Origin of the sequence: Pseudomonas sp. B21-051 (assembly GCF_024748795.1) — a bacterium.
Taxonomy (GTDB): Bacteria; Pseudomonadota; Gammaproteobacteria; order Pseudomonadales; family Pseudomonadaceae; genus Aquipseudomonas; species Aquipseudomonas putida_A.
In genome coordinates this window covers 1,637,976-1,653,611 of record NZ_CP087166.1, presented here as the reverse complement: position 1 = coordinate 1,653,611, position 15,636 = coordinate 1,637,976, and the positions used below count along the sequence as shown (strand labels likewise).

Annotated in this window: 16 protein-coding genes; 8 read left to right on the top strand and 8 right to left on the bottom strand. The window is 60.3% G+C overall.

The genetic code is table 11. The annotated features are described in order from the left end of the window. Window positions 1-16: 16 nt before the first annotated feature. The 6 genes from flgJ to LOY52_RS07445 all read right to left on the bottom strand — a co-directional run bounded on the left by flgJ (window position 17) and on the right by LOY52_RS07445 (window position 6,581). Window positions 17-1,300, bottom strand: coding sequence for a flagellar assembly peptidoglycan hydrolase FlgJ (gene flgJ, locus LOY52_RS07470; protein ID WP_258678943.1), 1,284 nt, complete (start codon window positions 1,298-1,300; stop codon window positions 17-19). A gap of 11 nt (window positions 1,301-1,311) precedes the next feature. Continuing rightward, complete coding sequence (locus LOY52_RS07465) at window positions 1,312-2,400, bottom strand: flagellar basal body P-ring protein FlgI (RefSeq protein WP_150113624.1); 1,089 nt, start codon at window positions 2,398-2,400, stop codon at window positions 1,312-1,314. A gap of 27 nt (window positions 2,401-2,427) precedes the next feature. Then, window positions 2,428-3,123 (bottom strand): flagellar basal body L-ring protein FlgH, encoded by a 696-nt coding sequence (gene flgH, locus LOY52_RS07460; protein ID WP_007965503.1) that lies wholly within the window; start codon window positions 3,121-3,123, stop codon window positions 2,428-2,430. A gap of 52 nt (window positions 3,124-3,175) precedes the next feature. Continuing rightward, window positions 3,176-3,961 (bottom strand): flagellar basal-body rod protein FlgG, encoded by a 786-nt coding sequence (gene flgG, locus LOY52_RS07455; protein WP_003222804.1) that lies wholly within the window; start codon window positions 3,959-3,961, stop codon window positions 3,176-3,178. 45 nt (window positions 3,962-4,006) lie between these two features. Further along, entirely contained in the window at window positions 4,007-4,747 is a 741-nt protein-coding gene (locus LOY52_RS07450) for a flagellar basal body rod protein FlgF (protein WP_007965507.1), read from the bottom strand. Window positions 4,748-5,018: 271 nt separating this feature from the next. After that, window positions 5,019-6,581 carry a sigma-54-dependent transcriptional regulator gene (locus tag LOY52_RS07445; protein WP_258678942.1) on the bottom strand — a complete coding sequence of 521 codons (1,563 nt, stop codon included), beginning with the start codon at window positions 6,579-6,581 and terminating at the stop codon, window positions 5,019-5,021. Between the two features lie 384 nt (window positions 6,582-6,965). On the opposite strand from LOY52_RS07445, the gene phhA reads away from it, so the two are divergent. The 6 genes from phhA (at window position 6,966) to LOY52_RS07415 (ending at window position 11,385) form a co-directional block, all read left to right on the top strand. Beyond that, window positions 6,966-7,757, top strand: a complete 792-nt coding sequence (gene phhA / locus LOY52_RS07440; protein WP_007965510.1) for a phenylalanine 4-monooxygenase — start codon at window positions 6,966-6,968, stop codon at window positions 7,755-7,757. 118 nt (window positions 7,758-7,875) lie between these two features. Beyond that, window positions 7,876-8,232, top strand: a complete 357-nt coding sequence (locus LOY52_RS07435; protein WP_003222798.1) for a 4a-hydroxytetrahydrobiopterin dehydratase — start codon at window positions 7,876-7,878, stop codon at window positions 8,230-8,232. Further along, window positions 8,232-9,425, top strand: coding sequence for an amino acid aminotransferase (locus tag LOY52_RS07430; RefSeq protein WP_258678941.1), 1,194 nt, complete (start codon window positions 8,232-8,234; stop codon window positions 9,423-9,425). The genes LOY52_RS07435 and LOY52_RS07430 overlap by 1 nt, the downstream gene beginning before the upstream one ends. A gap of 273 nt (window positions 9,426-9,698) precedes the next feature. Then, complete coding sequence (locus LOY52_RS07425; protein WP_258678940.1) at window positions 9,699-9,830, top strand: hypothetical protein; 132 nt, start codon at window positions 9,699-9,701, stop codon at window positions 9,828-9,830. A gap of 69 nt (window positions 9,831-9,899) precedes the next feature. Then, window positions 9,900-10,082: a hypothetical protein gene (locus LOY52_RS07420; RefSeq protein WP_003222790.1), complete on the top strand. Its 183-nt coding sequence runs from the start codon at window positions 9,900-9,902 to the stop codon at window positions 10,080-10,082. A gap of 115 nt (window positions 10,083-10,197) precedes the next feature. Beyond that, on the top strand, window positions 10,198-11,385 hold the full coding sequence (locus LOY52_RS07415) for an MFS transporter (RefSeq protein ID WP_258678939.1): 1,188 nt from the start codon (window positions 10,198-10,200) through the stop codon (window positions 11,383-11,385). Here the strand turns inward: LOY52_RS07415 and arfB are convergent. Beyond that, a complete protein-coding gene (gene arfB / locus LOY52_RS07410) occupies window positions 11,382-11,795 on the bottom strand; it encodes an alternative ribosome rescue aminoacyl-tRNA hydrolase ArfB (protein WP_258678938.1) in 414 nt (137 codons plus the stop codon). The genes LOY52_RS07415 and arfB overlap by 4 nt on opposite strands. A 182-nt stretch (window positions 11,796-11,977) precedes the next feature. Beyond that, on the bottom strand, window positions 11,978-13,396 hold the full coding sequence (locus LOY52_RS07405; protein WP_258678937.1) for an amino acid permease: 1,419 nt from the start codon (window positions 13,394-13,396) through the stop codon (window positions 11,978-11,980). A gap of 893 nt (window positions 13,397-14,289) precedes the next feature. On the opposite strand from LOY52_RS07405, the gene LOY52_RS07400 reads away from it, so the two are divergent. Together LOY52_RS07400 and LOY52_RS07395 are read left to right on the top strand one after the other, a co-directional pair. Beyond that, entirely contained in the window at window positions 14,290-14,427 is a 138-nt protein-coding gene (locus LOY52_RS07400) for a hypothetical protein (RefSeq protein WP_003222780.1), read from the top strand. A gap of 71 nt (window positions 14,428-14,498) precedes the next feature. Beyond that, window positions 14,499-15,464 (top strand): leucyl aminopeptidase, encoded by a 966-nt coding sequence (locus LOY52_RS07395; protein WP_258678936.1) that lies wholly within the window; start codon window positions 14,499-14,501, stop codon window positions 15,462-15,464. The last annotated feature ends 172 nt before the right edge of the window (window positions 15,465-15,636 follow it).

Below are 15,636 nucleotides of genomic sequence, written 5' to 3'. Positions count from 1 at the left end.
AAACCTTACCGTGTGTTTATAGAGGCGTCGTTGAAACGCCGGCCGCAGCGTAGTTTTCGAAACTGTTCATCTGCTTGGCTATCTGCGAAATCTTCGTCGCGTAGTTCGGGTCGGTCGCGTAACCGGCCTTTTGCAACTCGCGTACAAACTGTTCTGGGTTATCGGCCGACTTCACCACATCTTGATAGCGATTGTTGGTCTGCAGCAAAGTCACCAGATCGTGGAAACTGTCCTTGTACGAGGCATAGGAACGGAACTGCGCCGTCTCCTTGACCATCTGCCCGTTGCGGAACTCGCTGGTGATTGCCCGGGCCGAATCGCCGGTCCAGTTGCTGCTGGCCTTGATGCCGAACAGGTTGTGGCTGCTGCTGCCATCCTGGGCGCGCATGACCGATTTGCCCCAGCCGGTTTCCAGTGCGGCTTGCGCCACCAGATAACGCGGATCGACGCCAATACGCGCGGCGGCTTCTTTGGCCATCGGCAGCATGGTGTTGACGAATTCGTCGGCGGAGCTGAAAGCGCGCTTGGCCGGTGCCAGCGGAATCTGCGCCATTGCCCGGCCGTAAATCTGCATCTGCCCGCCGGACGCCTTGGCGTCTTCGGCACGGGTCAGCCAGTCGCCGTTGTACAGCGGGCCGGCGCCGGTGGCGGCCGTGGTCGCCGCACGTTGCGGCAACGCATTGGCGGCAGTCGGCGTGGCGGAAGGCACCAGACCGGCGAGCAAACGATCGGCCAGCTTCGGCGGCAATGCCAGACGACGCTTGTTAATCATTTCCATGTCGTTGGCGTGCGCCAACTGAGTGTTCGGCGCATGCAGCGAACGCGAGGCCCACAACGGACGCTCGCCATTGAGCCGCGACAGCGGGCCGGTGCCGGTGGTGCCGGCGGCAATCGGGGTCTGCACCGCAGCGGCTTTCGCCGCCTCTTGCTTGGCGGCGGACGCGGCCGCAGCCTCGCCTGGCGCCAGCGGTTTGTTCCTCGACATTTGCTTCATCAGCACGTCGGCCAGCCCGATACCACCGCCCTCGCGGGACAGCGACACCGCCAGTTGCTGGTCGTACATTTCCTGATATTGCTTGGCTGCCGGCGTGTTCATCGGGTTGTCTTTACCCAACGCCTCGGTGGCCGAACGCATCGACTTGAGCATTTCGCCGAGGAACAGCGATTCGAATTCCTGCGCCACCTTGCGCATGTTCGCATCGCTGTTCTTGTCGCCGACCTTGAGCTGGTTCAGACGATTGAGGTCGGAGTACGAACCCGAATCGCCAGTGCCCACCAGACTGCCTTTGCGCATATCCATGGTCGCCGTCCTCAGATCACGATCAGGTCGGCTTGCAACGCGCCGGCCTGCTTCAGTGCTTCGAGAATGGCCATCAGGTCACCCGGTGCCGCGCCAACCTGGTTCACCGCCCGCACGATTTCGTCGAGGGTGGTGCCCGGGCCGAACTTGAACATCGGCTTGGCTTCCTGTTGAGCATTGACCCGCGAACGTGGCACGACGGCCGTCTGCCCATTGGACAACGGACCCGGCTGGCTGACGATCGGGTCTTCGGTGATGGTCACGGTCAGGCTGCCGTGAGTCACGGCGGCCGGCGAAACTTTCACGTTCTGGCCGATGACGATGGTGCCGGTGCGCGAGTTGATGATGACTTTCGCCACCGCCTGACCCGGATCGACTTCAAGGTTTTCGAGGATCGACAGATAGTCGACGCGCTGGCTCGGATCGAGCGGCGCCGTCACACGGATCGAGCCACCGTCGATGGCTTGCGCCACGCCAGGGCCGAGCATGTCGTTGATCTTGTCGACGATGCGCTTGGCCGTGGTGAAGTCGGAACGGTTGAGGTTCAGCGTCAGGCTGTTGCCCTGGTTGAAACCGCTCGGCACCGAACGCTCCACCGACGCACCGCCCGGAATACGACCGGCCGACGGAACGTTGACGGTGATCTTCGAACCGTCGCGACCTTCGGCATCGAAACCACCGACCACCAGGTTGCCCTGAGCGATGGCGTAGACGTTGCCGTCGATACCCTTGAGCGGGGTCAGCAACAAAGTGCCGCCGCGCAGGCTCTTGGAGTTACCGATGGAAGACACGGTGATGTCGACCTGCTGCCCCGGTTTGGCGAACGCCGGCAGATCGGCACTCACCGACACCGCCGCGACGTTTTTCAACTGCACGTTGCCCGATCCCGGCGGCACCTTGATGCCGAACTGCGAGAGCATGTTGTTGAAGGTCTGCAGGGTGAACGGGGTCTGCGTCGTCTGGTCGCCAGTGCCGTTAAGCCCGACCACCAGGCCGTAACCGATCAACTGGTTGGAACGCACGCCGGAAATGCTGGCGATATCTTTCAGCCGCTCGGCGTGGGCACCAAAGGCTGCGGACATCATGGCCGCCGCCAGCATGAAGCTTTTCAGATTCAACGTAGCCACCTAGAAAGGGAACAGCGGGCTGAGGAAGAAACGGTCGAACCAGCCTGGCTGACTCGCATCGGCAAACGAACCGGTGCCCGAGTAGGTGATGCGCGCATCGGCGACACGGGTCGACGACACGGTGTTGTCAGTGGCGATGTCATCGGCACGCACCAGACCTGCGATCCGCACCAGCTCGTCGCCGGTGTTGAGGGTCATCCACTTCTCGCCGCGCACGGCGATGATGCCATTGGGCAGCACATCGGCCACGGTCACGGTGATCGAGCCGGTCAGGGTGTTGCCCTGCGCCGCCTTGCTGTCGCCCTTGGTCGCGCGGTCGCCGCTGTAGCCGACGTCGAGGCTCAGGTCATTGCCACCCAACGGGTTGTTGGTGGTGCCACTGCCGCCAAACAGCGAAGTCAGGCCGATGCCGGTCTTGCTGTTCTTGGCCACCTGGGAGTTGGCGTTCTTGCTCGCCTGAGTCTTCTCGTTCAGGGTGATGGTGATGATGTCACCGACCCGGAACGCCTTGCGGTCGCTGTACAGGTTCTGCTCGAAGCCGGCCTGATAGATCGAGCCGTTATTGGCGGCTGCCGGCAACGGCGTGCGCGGCAACACCGGAGCGTAGTAAGGGTCATTGGGCTTGGGCGTCGGTGCGACGCAGCCCGCGAGCGAGACGACCCCACCCAATGCCAGAACAGATACGAAGCGTTTCATGACCCTACCTCACGGTGTTGCTGGCGACCTCATGGCCGCCCCATAGACTTGATTACAGATTCTGCGTTACGAACGAGAGCATCTGGTCGGCGGTGGAGATCACCTTGGAGTTCATCTCGTAAGCGCGCTGAGTGGTGATCATGTTGACCATCTCTTCAACGGTGCTGACGTTGGAACCTTCCAGGGTGTTCTGCAGCGTGGTACCGAAACCGTTCAGGCCCGGGGTGCCGATTTGCGGCGCGCCGGAAGCAGCGGTTTCCAGGAACAGGTTGTTGCCCACTGCCTGCAGACCGGCCGGGTTGATAAAGTCGGCGGTTTGCAGGTTGCCGATCACCTGAGCGGCCGGGTTGCCTGGCACCGTGATCGACACGGTGCCGTCGGTGCCGACGGTGAAGCTCTGCGCGTTGTTCGGGATGACGATGGCCGGTTCCAGGGCGAAACCGCTGGCGTTGACGATCTGGCCGTTGGAGTCGAGGTGGAAAGTACCGTCACGGGTATAGGACGTGGTGCCGTCCGGCTGCAGGATCTGGAAAAAACCGCGTCCGTCGATGGCCATGTCCAGCGGCTGCTCGGTGGTTTGCAGGCTGCCGGCGGTGAAGTTTTTCTGGGTGCCGACGATGCGCACACCGGTACCCAGTTGCAGACCCGACGGCAGTTCGCTGTCCTGGGTCGACTGGGCGCCTGGCTGACGCTTGATCTGATACAGCAGGTCCTGGAACTCGGCACGGTCACGTTTGAAACCCGTGGTCGAGACGTTCGCCAGGTTGTTGGAAATGGTGGTCAGGTTGGTGTCCTGGGCGGACAGACCGGTTTTGGCAACCCATAGAGCCGGAAGCATTCGATTCTCCTCGTGCGCCTGTTTTACGGCGCGACGTTCTGATAATTAGCTGATCTGCAAGACCCGAGCCATGGCCTGGTCGTCGTCTTTGGCGGTGTTCATCATCTTGACGTGCAACTCGAACTGCTTGGCCAGGGCCAGCACCGAGGTCATTTCTTCCACGGCATTGACGTTGCTCGACTCAAGGAAACCCGACACCAGTTTGACGTTGGCATCGGCCGGCGCCGGTTGGCCGTCCTTGGTGTAGATCGAGCCGTCGAGACCTTTGTTGAGGTTCTTGATGTCCGGGTTGACCAGCTTGATCCGGTCGACTTCCGCCATGACGCGCGGGCCTTCGCCCATCGCACGAATACTGATGGTGCCGTCTTCACCGACTTCGACTTGCTGCTCCGGTGGCACGGCGATCGGACCGCCGTTGCCGAGTACCGGCATGCCGTTGCCGGCGCGCAATACGCCGAGGGCGTCGATGTTCAGGCTGCCGGTGCGCACGTAGCTTTCGCCGCCGTTAGGGTTCTGCACGGCAATAAAACCGTTGCCGGTCACGGCGACGTCGAGATCACGCCCGGTCTGCACCAGCGAACCGGCGGTGAAGTCGGTGGCGGGCCGCTCGCTCATGGCGAACGCACGCGCCGGAAAGCTGTCACCGAACACCGGCATCGAACGCGCCTGCTCCAGGTCGCGCTGAAAACCATTGGTGGAGATGTTCGCCAGGTTGTTGGCATGGGCCTTTTGCGCCAGTGCGTTCTGACTGGCGCCGGTCATTGCCACATAAAGGTACTTGTCCACACTCTTTCCTCTGCATGCCGGACGTTTGCCGCCCACCGCTGTACTGCTGAGCCATAAGCAATTTGCAGACCAACTTTTTTCTGGCGGCTTGCGACCCGATAAACAAAGGACTTGCGGAGTTTTGCGGGGAAATTTGAAATGTATCGAAGTCGAAAAACCGGCGGTGTTATGCCGCTTGGCGGCAAAGGATCAAAAGATCGCAGCCTTCGGCAGCTCCTACATTGAAATGCACTCCCTTGTAGGAGCTGCCGAAGGCTGCGATCTTTTGATCTTAAGCTTCAGGGTCTTTACCGACCTCATACTCACGCAACTTATTAGCAATGGTGGTATGCGAAACCCCCAACCGCTTGCCCAGTTGCCGACTGCTCGGGTGCTCGGAATACAGGCGTTCCAGCACCGCTTTTTCAAAGCGTCCGACGATCTCGTCCAGCCCACCCTCCAGCGAGAAATCGCCAAGCGGCTGACGCACGCCGTAATCCGGCAGGCGGATGTGTTCGACCTTGACCGTGCCGCCGTCACACAGCGAAACCGCCTGAAACAGTACGTTCTCCAGCTGCCGCACGTTGCCCGGCCAGTGATAGTGACTGAGGCGATCCATCGCCGCCGGTGCCAGTTTCGGCAGCGAGCAACCGATCTGGCGGCTGGCCTGATCGAGGAAGTGTTCGACCAGCGGGGTCAAACCGTCGAGGCATTCGCGCAGCGGCGGGATGTGCAGCGACAGCACGTTCAAGCGGTGATATAGATCCTGACGAAACTCGCCGCGCGCGCACAGCTCGGACAAGTCGACCTGGGTCGCGCAGATCACCCGCACATCCAGATACACCTCTTCATCACTGCCGACCCGACGGAAGCAGCCGTCCTGCAGAAAGCGCAGCAGCTTCACCTGCAAGCGCGGGCTCATTTCGCCGACGCCATCGAGAAACAGGGTGCCGCCTGCCGTCAGCTCCAGCAGGCCGAGTTTGCCTTCCGCTCGCGCGCCTTCGAACGCGCCGGGGCCGTAGCCGAACAGCTCGGTCTCGGCCATCGACTCCGGAAGCCCTGCACAGTTGAGCGCCATCAGCGGCGACTGCCCACGCGGACTGGCGAGGTGACAGGCGCGGGCGAGCAATTCTTTGCCGGTGCCGGTTTCGCCTTCGATCAACAGCGGCGCATCCAGTGGCGCCATGCGTCGCGCCTCACGCACGACCGCGGCCATCACTTTCGAGCTCTGGAAGATACTGTCGAAGCCGCGCAATTCCTGTTTGCGCACGTTATAGATGCGCTCGCCGACGCGATCGGCGCGGTGCAAGGTCAGTACCGCACCGGCCATGGCTTCACTGTCGTCGTGCTCCGATTGCAGCGGCGCGATGTCGGCGAGAAAGATGTCGCCCTTGACCTTGACCCGCATGCCGTTGATTCGCGACTTGTTGGCGCGCACCAGCTCCGGCAGGTCGAAATCCTCGGCATAGCGCGACAGCGGAATCCCCGGCACCTCATCCACCCGCACCCCGAGCAACTGCGCCGCCGCGCGGTTAGCGGCGACGATCGAGCCGCCCATGTCGATCGACAGCACCGGGAATTCGAGCGCGCCGAGCAACGCGTTCAACTCCATGTGCCGACGCTCGCTGGGCATCAGCCCGACGCGTTTGACGCCAAACACCCCGGCAATCGCCTCAAATTTCGGCCGCAGCGCCTGGAATTGTATGTTGATCAGGTTCGGACAGTGCAGGTAGATCGCATTGCCATGCTCACCGCCGACCTCGCCGCGCGCCACGTTGATCCCGTACTCCACCAACAAGTTGAGGATGTCGCGCAGGATGCCGATGCGGTTCTGGCAGTGGACTTTGATACGCATATAAATGACCCGACAAACCAGCAATAAGGTTGAACACAGACCTGTGGGAGCGAGCCTGCTCGCGAAGGCGGCTGCACACTCAGCATTGATGTGCCTGACAGACCGCATTCGCGAGCAGGCTCGCTCCCACAGGTGTTAGCGCCAGACTTTTCTGTCGAGGCGCGCAGATAGTTGTCAAGATTATGTGACAGCCACGGCCCTTTTCAAACCTGCAAATCACCGCAAATGCGCGATACCGGCCAAAGCGTAACGATTTTTTTACGAAATAGGGCGATTGTTCCTATAAGGAACTCGTTCAACCTGCTGCATCCCACCCCACTCTCGGGTAATTCTCAGTCCATCGCTGGACATAACAAGAACGAATTCCCCTAGCAGGAGAGCAGTATGAAGCAGACGCAATACGTGGCCCGCGAGCCCGATGCGCAAGGTTTTATCGACTACCCCGCCGAAGAACATGCGGTGTGGAACACGCTGATCACCCGCCAGCTGAAAGTGATCGAGGGTCGCGCGTGCCAGGAATACCTGGACGGTATCGAAAAACTCGGTCTGCCCCACGACCGCATTCCGCAACTCGGTGAGATCAACAAGGTGCTCGGTGAGACCACCGGTTGGCAGGTTGCCCGCGTCCCGGCACTGATCCCCTTCCAGACCTTCTTCGAATTGCTCGCCAGCAAACAGTTTCCGGTGGCCACGTTCATTCGTACCCGCGAAGAACTGGACTACCTGCAAGAGCCGGACATTTTCCACGAGATCTTCGGCCACTGCCCGCTGCTGACCAACCCGTGGTTCGCCGAATTCACTCACACCTACGGCAAGCTCGGCCTGCAGGCCACCAAGGAAGAGCGCGTGTACCTGGCGCGCCTGTACTGGATGACCATCGAGTTCGGTCTGGTCGATACCCCACAAGGCAAACGCATCTACGGCGGCGGCATCCTGTCCTCGCCGAAGGAGACCGTTTACTCGCTGTCGGACGAACCCGAGCATCAGGCCTTCGATCCGCTGGAAGCCATGCGCACGCCGTATCGCATCGACATCCTGCAGCCGCTGTACTTTGTCCTGCCGAACCTCAAGCGCCTGTTCGATGTCGCCCATGAAGACATCATGGCCATGGTTCGCCAAGGCATGCAGCTGGGGTTGCATGCACCTAAGTTTCCGCCCAAACCGAAAGCCGCGTGATCCGCGTCTTTTGCTGACAATTGAGTCTGTCAGTCGCCGTCACTTTGGTTTAGCGTGACGGCATTGACGGGCCGATAGCTTCTATAAAAAAAACACACTCGATTTCAGGAATCACACCATGTCCACTTTGAACCAAGCCCACTGCGAAGCCTGCCGCGCCGATGCGCCACAAGTCAGCGACGAAGAACTGCCGATCCTGATCAAGCAGATCCCTGACTGGAACATCGAAGTACGCGACAGCATCATGCAGCTGGAGAAAGTCTTCCTGTTCAAGAACTTCAAGCACGCACTGGCGTTCACCAACGCCGTCGGTGAAATCTCCGAGGCCGAAGGTCACCACCCGGGTCTGCTGACCGAGTGGGGCAAAGTCACCGTGACCTGGTGGAGCCACTCGATCAAAGGCCTGCACCGCAACGACTTCATCATGGCTGCGCGCACTGACGAAGTGGCCAAGACCGCAGAAGGACGCAAGTAATGCACTTCGACGCCATCGGCCGGGTACCCGGCGACCCGATCCTCGGTTTGATGGAGGCTTATGCGCAGGACATTAACCCGCGCAAATTCGACTTGGGCGTTGGCGTCTACAAGGATGCCCAGGGCCTGACGCCGATCCCCGAAGCGGTGAAAATCGCCGAGGCGCGACTGGTCGAAAGCCAGGACACCAAGACCTACATCGGCGGGCACGGTAACCCGCTGTTCGGCAAGCTGATCAATGAGCTGGTGCTTGGCGCCGACTCGAAGCTGATCGCCGAGCAGCGCGCCGGCGCCACCCAGACTCCGGGTGGCACCGGTGCCCTGCGCCTGGCGGCCGACTTCATCGCCCAGTGCCTGCCGGGCAAAGGCGTGTGGCTGAGCAACCCGACCTGGCCGATCCACGAGACGATTTTCGCTGCAGCCGGGGTCAAGGTCAGTCACTACCCGTACGTGGGCAGCGACAACCGCCTCGACGTCGAGGCGATGCTCGCCGTACTCAACGAAGTGCCGCAAGGCGACGTGGTACTGCTGCATGCCTGCTGCCACAACCCGACCGGTTTCGACCTGAACCATGACGACTGGCAGCGCGTGCTCGACGTCGTGCGCCGCCGTGACCTGCTGCCGCTGATCGACTTTGCCTACCAGGGCTTTGGCGATGGGCTGGAGCAGGACGCATGGTCGACCCGACTGTTCGCCGCCGAAGTGCCCGAGCTGCTGATTACCAGTTCCTGCTCAAAGAACTTCGGCCTGTATCGCGACCGCACCGGTGCGCTGATCGTCTGCGCGAAAACCGCCGACAAGCTGATCGACATCCGCAGCCAACTGGCCAACATCGCCCGTAACCTGTGGTCGACGCCACCGGATCACGGCGCAGCGGTGGTCGCGACCATCCTCGCCGATCCGGAGCTGAAGGCGCGCTGGGCCGATGAAGTGGAAGCCATGCGTCTGCGCATTGCCCAATTGCGCAGCGGTCTGGTCGAAGCACTGGAACCACACGGTCTGCGCGAGCGCTTTGCGCACATTGGCGTGCAACGCGGGATGTTCTCCTACACCGGGCTGTCACCGGAGCAGGTCAAACAACTGCGTGAGCAGCACAGCGTGTACATGGTCAGCTCGGGCCGGGCCAACGTTGCCGGGATCGACGCCACGCGCCTGGCACTGCTGGCCGAGGCCATCGCCAACGCCTGCAAATAGTCACTGCAATACAAAACCCTGTGGGAGCGAGCCTGCTCGCGAAAGCGGAGTGTCATTCAACGAAAATGTTGCCTGACATACCGCCTTCGCGAGCAGGCTCGCTCCCACATTTGTTTCTGCGGTGACCTGCCAACTTCGCCCCTCCCTGCGGCCATCTGTCGCATTATTTTCAATTAAAAGTCTGATTGTCATTTTTCCTGCTGTATCCTGCGCAGGCTTTCAAGAAGCGCGGATCTACCAGATCTATCAACAGACTTAGCGAGGAGCGCAACCATGCACGAGATTCCTAATCTCCCCTTCCCAAGCCTGCACGTACCTGAGCAGACGACCACGCAACAAGCCGGGGCCCAACAGCCCGAGCCGAAAGAAGCCGTCGAGAGCCGCAAGGCCGACAACGAAGAGTAAAACCCGCCGTACAGACCGTGTGGAAAGCGCTAAGATGCGCTTTCCACACTGCCTGAAACCGAGCCCGCCATGACCGACGAATTCTCTGAAAGCCAAGCTGCCGTGCTGATCGGCGCGACCGAGAAAATGATCGAGATCTGGAACCGTCTCTCCCCGGAAAAACAGGCTGCCCTGCTCGCCCGTTTCGGCAGCGAAGAAAATGCCCTTGCCGCCCTCGTCACCACGCAACTGGTCGCCCCGGCCAAACCGTGATTCCACCCTCCGGCAAATAGTTTTACTTTTCCCCGCCCCAGACTCGTTCGCGCCGGTATCATAAGCAGCCTATCTAATACTGCTCTGCCGTGGATCGTTCCCCATGCCGCCCTCTATGTCACAACCCCAACGCCCCCTGGCAGTCACGCTGCAAGTCGTTTCCATCGTCCTCTTCACCTTTATCGGCTACCTGAATATCGGCATTCCGCTCGCCGTGCTGCCGGGCTACGTCCACAGTGACCTTGGTTTCGGCGCAGTGATCGCCGGGCTGGTGATCAGCGTGCAATACCTCGCCACCCTGCTCAGCCGTCCGTACGCCGGCAAGATCATCGACAACCAGGGCAGCAAGCGCGCGGTGATGATCGGTCTGGCCGGTTGCGGTTTGAGTGGTGTGTTCATGTTGATTTCGGCCTGGACACCGAACCTGCCGATGCTCAGCCTGATCAGCCTGTTGATCGGCCGTCTGGTGCTGGGCAGCGCGGAAAGCCTGGTCGGCTCCGGTTCGATCGGCTGGGGCATTGGCCGCGTTGGCGCGGCGAACACCGCCAAAGTCATCTCGTGGAACGGCATCGCCAGTTACGGTGCGCTGGCGGTCGGCGCGCCGTTCGGCGTGTGGCTGGTTGGCCAGTTGGGACTGTGGAGCATGGGCGTCAGCATCATCCTGCTGGCGGCGCTGGGCCTGCTGCTGGCGTGGCCGAAAACCGCGGCGCCGATTGTCGCCGGCGAGCGCTTGCCGTTCATACATGTGCTCGGCCGCGTGTTCCCCCACGGCTGCGGCCTGGCCCTGGGCTCGATCGGTTTCGGCACCATCGCCACCTTCATCACCCTGTATTACGCCACCCGGCATTGGGACAACGCGGTGCTGTGCCTGAGCCTGTTCGGCGCCAGCTTCATCGGCGCGCGCCTGCTGTTCGGCAACCTGATCAACCGTCTCGGCGGCTTTCGCGTGGCGATTGCCTGCCTGTCGGTAGAAACCCTTGGCCTGTTGCTGCTGTGGCTGGCACCTGACGCTCATTGGGCGCTGGCCGGGGCGGCACTCAGTGGTTTCGGCTTCTCGCTGGTATTCCCGGCGCTGGGCGTGGAAGCGGTGAATCTGGTGCCGGCCTCCAGCCGAGGCGCGGCAGTCGGCGCCTATTCGTTGTTCATCGATTTGTCGCTGGGGATCACCGGGCCATTGGCCGGGGCCATTGCGGCGGGTTTCGGTTTTGCTTCGATCTTCCTGTTCGCCGCCCTCGCTGCACTGAGCGGTCTGGCGTTGAGCGTGTATCTGTACAAGCACACGGCGAAGTACCGCGAAGACTAGAAATCCACCTTGCCACGCCCGGCCTTGATGCTGCCGCGCTTGGTCTTGGATTCGAGCCGGCGCTTCTTCGAGCCGAGGGTCGGCTTGGTCGGGCGGCGCTTCTTTTCTACCTTGGTGGCGCTGAGGATCAACTCGACCAGACGCTCCAGCGCATCGGCGCGATTGGCTTCCTGCGTGCGGTACTGCTGGGCCTTGATGATTAGCACGCCATCGCTGGTGATGCGACTGTCACGCAGCGCCAGCAGCCGCTCCTTGTAGAACTCGGGCAAGGACGAGGCCGGAATGTCGAAGCGCAAGTGCACGGCGCTGGAGACCTTGTTGACGTTCTGCCCACCGGCGCCTTGCGCGCGAATGGCCATCAATTCGATCTCGGCATCCGGCAGATGCACGTTGTTGGAAATCACCAGCATGGAAAAGCATCCGTAATCAGAACCCGCAGGATACGCCATCAACCCTGTAGGAGCTGCCGAAGGCTGCGATCTTTTGATCTGTTTTAAAGATCAAGATCAAAAGATCGCAGCCTTCGGCAGCTCCTACAGGGGCAATAAAAAACCCGGCACATTGGCCGGGTTTGTCGTTTTTGCCTCAGCGCTTACTTCGAAGCACTTGCCGCGTGCAGCGCCTGCTGCGCCCCACGCTTGTTCTTGATCACGTAGCAGACCCACATGAACACGACCCACACCGGAATCGCGTACACCGAGATCTGGATGCCCGGGATCAGCAGCATCACGCCAAGGATGAACACCACGAACGCCAGGCAGACATAGTTGCCATACGGATACCACAGCGCCTTGAACAGCGGCGTCTGCTGCGTCCTGTTCATGTGCTGGCGGAACTTGAAGTGCGAGAAGCTGATCATCGCCCAGTTGATCACCAGGGTCGCAACCACCAGCGACATCAGCAATTCCAGCGCCTGCTGCGGGATCAGGTAATTGAGCAGCACCGCCACCAGAGTGACCGCCGCCGATGCGAGGATCGAACGCACCGGCACGCCGCGCTTGTCGATCTTCGCCAGACCTTTCGGCGCATCGCCCTGTTCGGCCATGCCCAGCAGCATGCGGCTGTTGCAGTAGGTGCCGCTGTTGTACACCGACAGCGCTGCGGTCAGGACCACGAAGTTGAGGATGTGCGCGGCGGTGTTGCTGCCGAGCATCGAGAACACCTGCACGAACGGGCTGCCGCTGTACGAATCGCCGGAAGCGTTGAGCGTTTCCAGCAGGCTGTCCCACGGGGTCAGCGACAGCAGGATCACCAGCGCGCCGATGTAGAAAATCAGGATGCGGTAGATCACCTGGTTGATCGCTTTCGGGATCACGGTTTTCGGCTTGTCGGCTTCAGCGGCGGTGAAACCGAGCATTTCCAGGCCACCGAAGGAGAACATGATGATCGCCATCGCCATCACCAGACCGCTGACGCCGTTGGGGAAGAACCCGCCGTGCGACCACAGGTTGCTGACCGAGGCCTGCGGGCCGCCATGGCCGCTGACCAGCAGGTAGCTGCCCAGCGCAATCATGCCGACAATCGCCACGACCTTGATGATCGCGAACCAGAACTCGGCTTCACCGAAGACTTTGACGTTGGCCAGGTTGATCGCGTTGATCAGCACGAAGAATGCAGCGGCGGTGACCCAGGTCGGAATATCCGGCGCCCAGTAGTGGATGTACTTGCCGACCGCGGTCAGCTCCGACATGCCCACCAGAATGTACAGAATCCAGCAGTTCCAGCCCGACAGGAAGCCGGCAAAACCGCCCCAGTACTTGTGCGCGAAGTGGCTGAAGGAACCGGCCACCGGCTCTTCGACAATCATCTCGCCGAGCTGGCGCATGATCATGAAGGCGATGAAGCCGCAGATGGCGTAGCCGAGGATCATCGACGGGCCAGCGGATTTCAGGACCCCGGCCGAGCCGAGGAACAATCCGGTACCGATCGCGCCACCGAGGGCGATCAGTTGAATATGGCGATTTTTCAGGCCGCGTTTCAGCTCGCCTGATTGCGAGTTTTGTCCACTCATGAAAAAGGTCCCACGCAAGGTTTGATGATGTTCAGTAGACGTTGTTGCAAGGTTGCGATTTCAGACAACCTCGATCAAACCCCAGCGCAAGCACCAGGAATTCAGCTTTTTTACAACGGTCATGCGTCACCTGTTTGTTTTTATCTGTGACGAAATCGAACCCGACACGCTTGTGACGCGGCGGAGTGAACAAGGCGGATAACCTTGAGGTTTACGCGATTACGCAGAGGGTCACAGTTAAAACGCGGCGCATTGTACACCGCTAACCCCCTGCTGCCAGACCCCACTGGATCAGCGTGGCGCTTGCCGGGATTGCGTGGGTCCGCCTCGAGATGTCCGGGCGGCTGCAAAAATTGGGTCAGGCCTTTGCAGGCCATCGACGGGGACGAGCGAAAAACCGCCCCACGGAGAGAAGTGAAGATCAATCTCGGCGTTCATTGCGCCTCCTTCTTGTTATGCGCCTGCACGACAGGCATGAGGCGCATCTCACCCTGCAAAGAGCGCTGAAACAAGCGCGCCAGAGCCCTGCGCGACACCTTTGCAGCCGGGCTTCGGCAGGTTTTCCTTACAGCGGCGGCACAGGGGTAAATCCACTGGGCTTTACCGGTGTTTTCGTAAACTTTTCTTTACGAGGCGTAACGCAGATTTTCCATTTCGGAAAATTCTGTAGGACGTCTGCAAATTGACGGTAGCAAGCTTGCTAATGAAAGTTGCCGCTTAGTTTTTTGTTTTCAAATAAGAAATCCGCCGGTTAAAAACAGAATAAAAAGTTTATTTAAATTTTAAATAAATAATTTTTTGCATTACAAAACACCCTGAACTAGGTTCTTCACGTCTTGCCGGCCAACTCGACCGGCCAGTCATAACCGCGAAAGTCATCTAGGAGATCGACCATGCAAGCACTGGAAAAAGACTTGGATACCGAACTGCAACTGGACGAATGGTTTGAAGCACCAACCCATGAGGCCGCCGTGGAAATGATGCAAGCCGACGCCGTGGTTCCGTTCGGCACGGCGATGTGGCCTCTGTAAGACATCCCCGGGCAGGCACGATCCGGCCGGTCGTGCCTGCCGCTTTCTTCACGGTCAGTCAGGGAGGACTCATGGATAAGCCCCGCGCGATCTCGCATTTCCTTTACTACCTCGAACATCACCCTGCCCTTGCCGGGCTCGACTCGGCGAAGGTACTGCTCGGCCATACCGCCGATTACGAAGCCCTGACCGGCGCCATCGCCGAACAGGCCGGCGATCATCCCCGCTTCACCTTCAGCGCCAGACGCCTGGACCTGGAAAGCACCGCAACGCTGACTACAGCGATTGCCGACAGCGATCTGTACATTTTCTTCTACGACTCTTCCACCCTGCCCAACCCGCGCCCCGACGGCCCGGAGTTCGTTCGCGCCTTGCAAGGCGTGATGGCGGAAAACTGGAAGAAGTCGCTGCTGTTCAAGGATTACGGCGACTATTTCTACGACACCTTCAGCGTCACCCCGCAGCGTATCGCCGGGCTCAACAGCCACTTGATCCAGCGCATGTCCCAAGCGACGACGCTGAGCTTCAAGGACGACCACGGTTCCTGGTTTGAAACGCCGCTGAGCAGCATCAAGAAGTGGACCGACATCAACGGCGTCGGCAACTTCGACCTGGCCCCCGGCGAAATCGCCACCCATAGCGAAGCCATCAACGGCCATGTGAAATTCAAGGGCACGTTCCTCAGCACCATCCCGTTTGCACGCAAGTACGGCGTGCTGGAGTCGCCACTGGAACTGTGGATCGAGAACTCGACCATCAGCCGCATCGCCACCGATGTGCCGGGGCTGGAGCATGATTTCAACAAGTACCTGGACGCCAACCCGTCGAACCGGCGCATCGAGGAACTGGGGATTGGCACCAACGAAGGGGTAAAAGATCTGTATGCGCGCAATGCCGGATTCGAAGAACGGCATTGCGGTCTGCACCTGGGCCTGGGCGGTGGAGCCAAGGGCAGCCATCATTTGGACCTGATCTTCTCGGGCGGCGTGTTGGCGCTGGATGACAAGCCAGTATTTGATGGTCGCTTTGTCTTCTAAGCAAAAATTTCTGTTTTGAAGCCACTGCGCCCTGTAGGAGCTGTCGAGTGAAACGAAGCTGCGATCTTTTGATCTTGCTTTTGAAGATCAAAAGATCGCAGCGTGCCGCAGCTCCTACAGGAACAGCGCGCAACCCAGCCAATAATCCAGACGGATGCTGTGTGTTTCAGGC

Bases quoted from the DNA above. Each gene is read 5' to 3' on its own strand.
- flgJ (WP_258678943.1), bottom strand. From the start codon at position 1,300: ATGGATATGCGCAAAGGCAGTCTGGTGGGCACTGGCGATTCGGGTTCG.
- LOY52_RS07465 (WP_150113624.1), bottom strand. From the start codon at position 2,400: ATGCTGGCGGCGGCCATGATGTCCGCAGCCTTTGGTGCCCACGCCGAG.
- flgH (WP_007965503.1), bottom strand. From the start codon at position 3,123: ATGAAACGCTTCGTATCTGTTCTGGCATTGGGTGGGGTCGTCTCGCTC.
- flgG (WP_003222804.1), bottom strand. From the start codon at position 3,961: ATGCTTCCGGCTCTATGGGTTGCCAAAACCGGTCTGTCCGCCCAGGAC.
- LOY52_RS07445 (WP_258678942.1), bottom strand. From the start codon at position 6,581: ATGCGTATCAAAGTCCACTGCCAGAACCGCATCGGCATCCTGCGCGAC.
- phhA (WP_007965510.1), top strand. From the start codon at position 6,966: ATGAAGCAGACGCAATACGTGGCCCGCGAGCCCGATGCGCAAGGTTTT.
- LOY52_RS07435 (WP_003222798.1), top strand. From the start codon at position 7,876: ATGTCCACTTTGAACCAAGCCCACTGCGAAGCCTGCCGCGCCGATGCG.
- LOY52_RS07430 (WP_258678941.1), top strand. From the start codon at position 8,232: ATGCACTTCGACGCCATCGGCCGGGTACCCGGCGACCCGATCCTCGGT.
- LOY52_RS07425 (WP_258678940.1), top strand. From the start codon at position 9,699: ATGCACGAGATTCCTAATCTCCCCTTCCCAAGCCTGCACGTACCTGAG.
- LOY52_RS07420 (WP_003222790.1), top strand. From the start codon at position 9,900: ATGACCGACGAATTCTCTGAAAGCCAAGCTGCCGTGCTGATCGGCGCG.
- LOY52_RS07415 (WP_258678939.1), top strand. From the start codon at position 10,198: ATGTCACAACCCCAACGCCCCCTGGCAGTCACGCTGCAAGTCGTTTCC.
- arfB (WP_258678938.1), bottom strand. From the start codon at position 11,795: ATGCTGGTGATTTCCAACAACGTGCATCTGCCGGATGCCGAGATCGAA.
- LOY52_RS07405 (WP_258678937.1), bottom strand. From the start codon at position 13,396: ATGAGTGGACAAAACTCGCAATCAGGCGAGCTGAAACGCGGCCTGAAA.
- LOY52_RS07400 (WP_003222780.1), top strand. From the start codon at position 14,290: ATGCAAGCACTGGAAAAAGACTTGGATACCGAACTGCAACTGGACGAA.
- LOY52_RS07395 (WP_258678936.1), top strand. From the start codon at position 14,499: ATGGATAAGCCCCGCGCGATCTCGCATTTCCTTTACTACCTCGAACAT.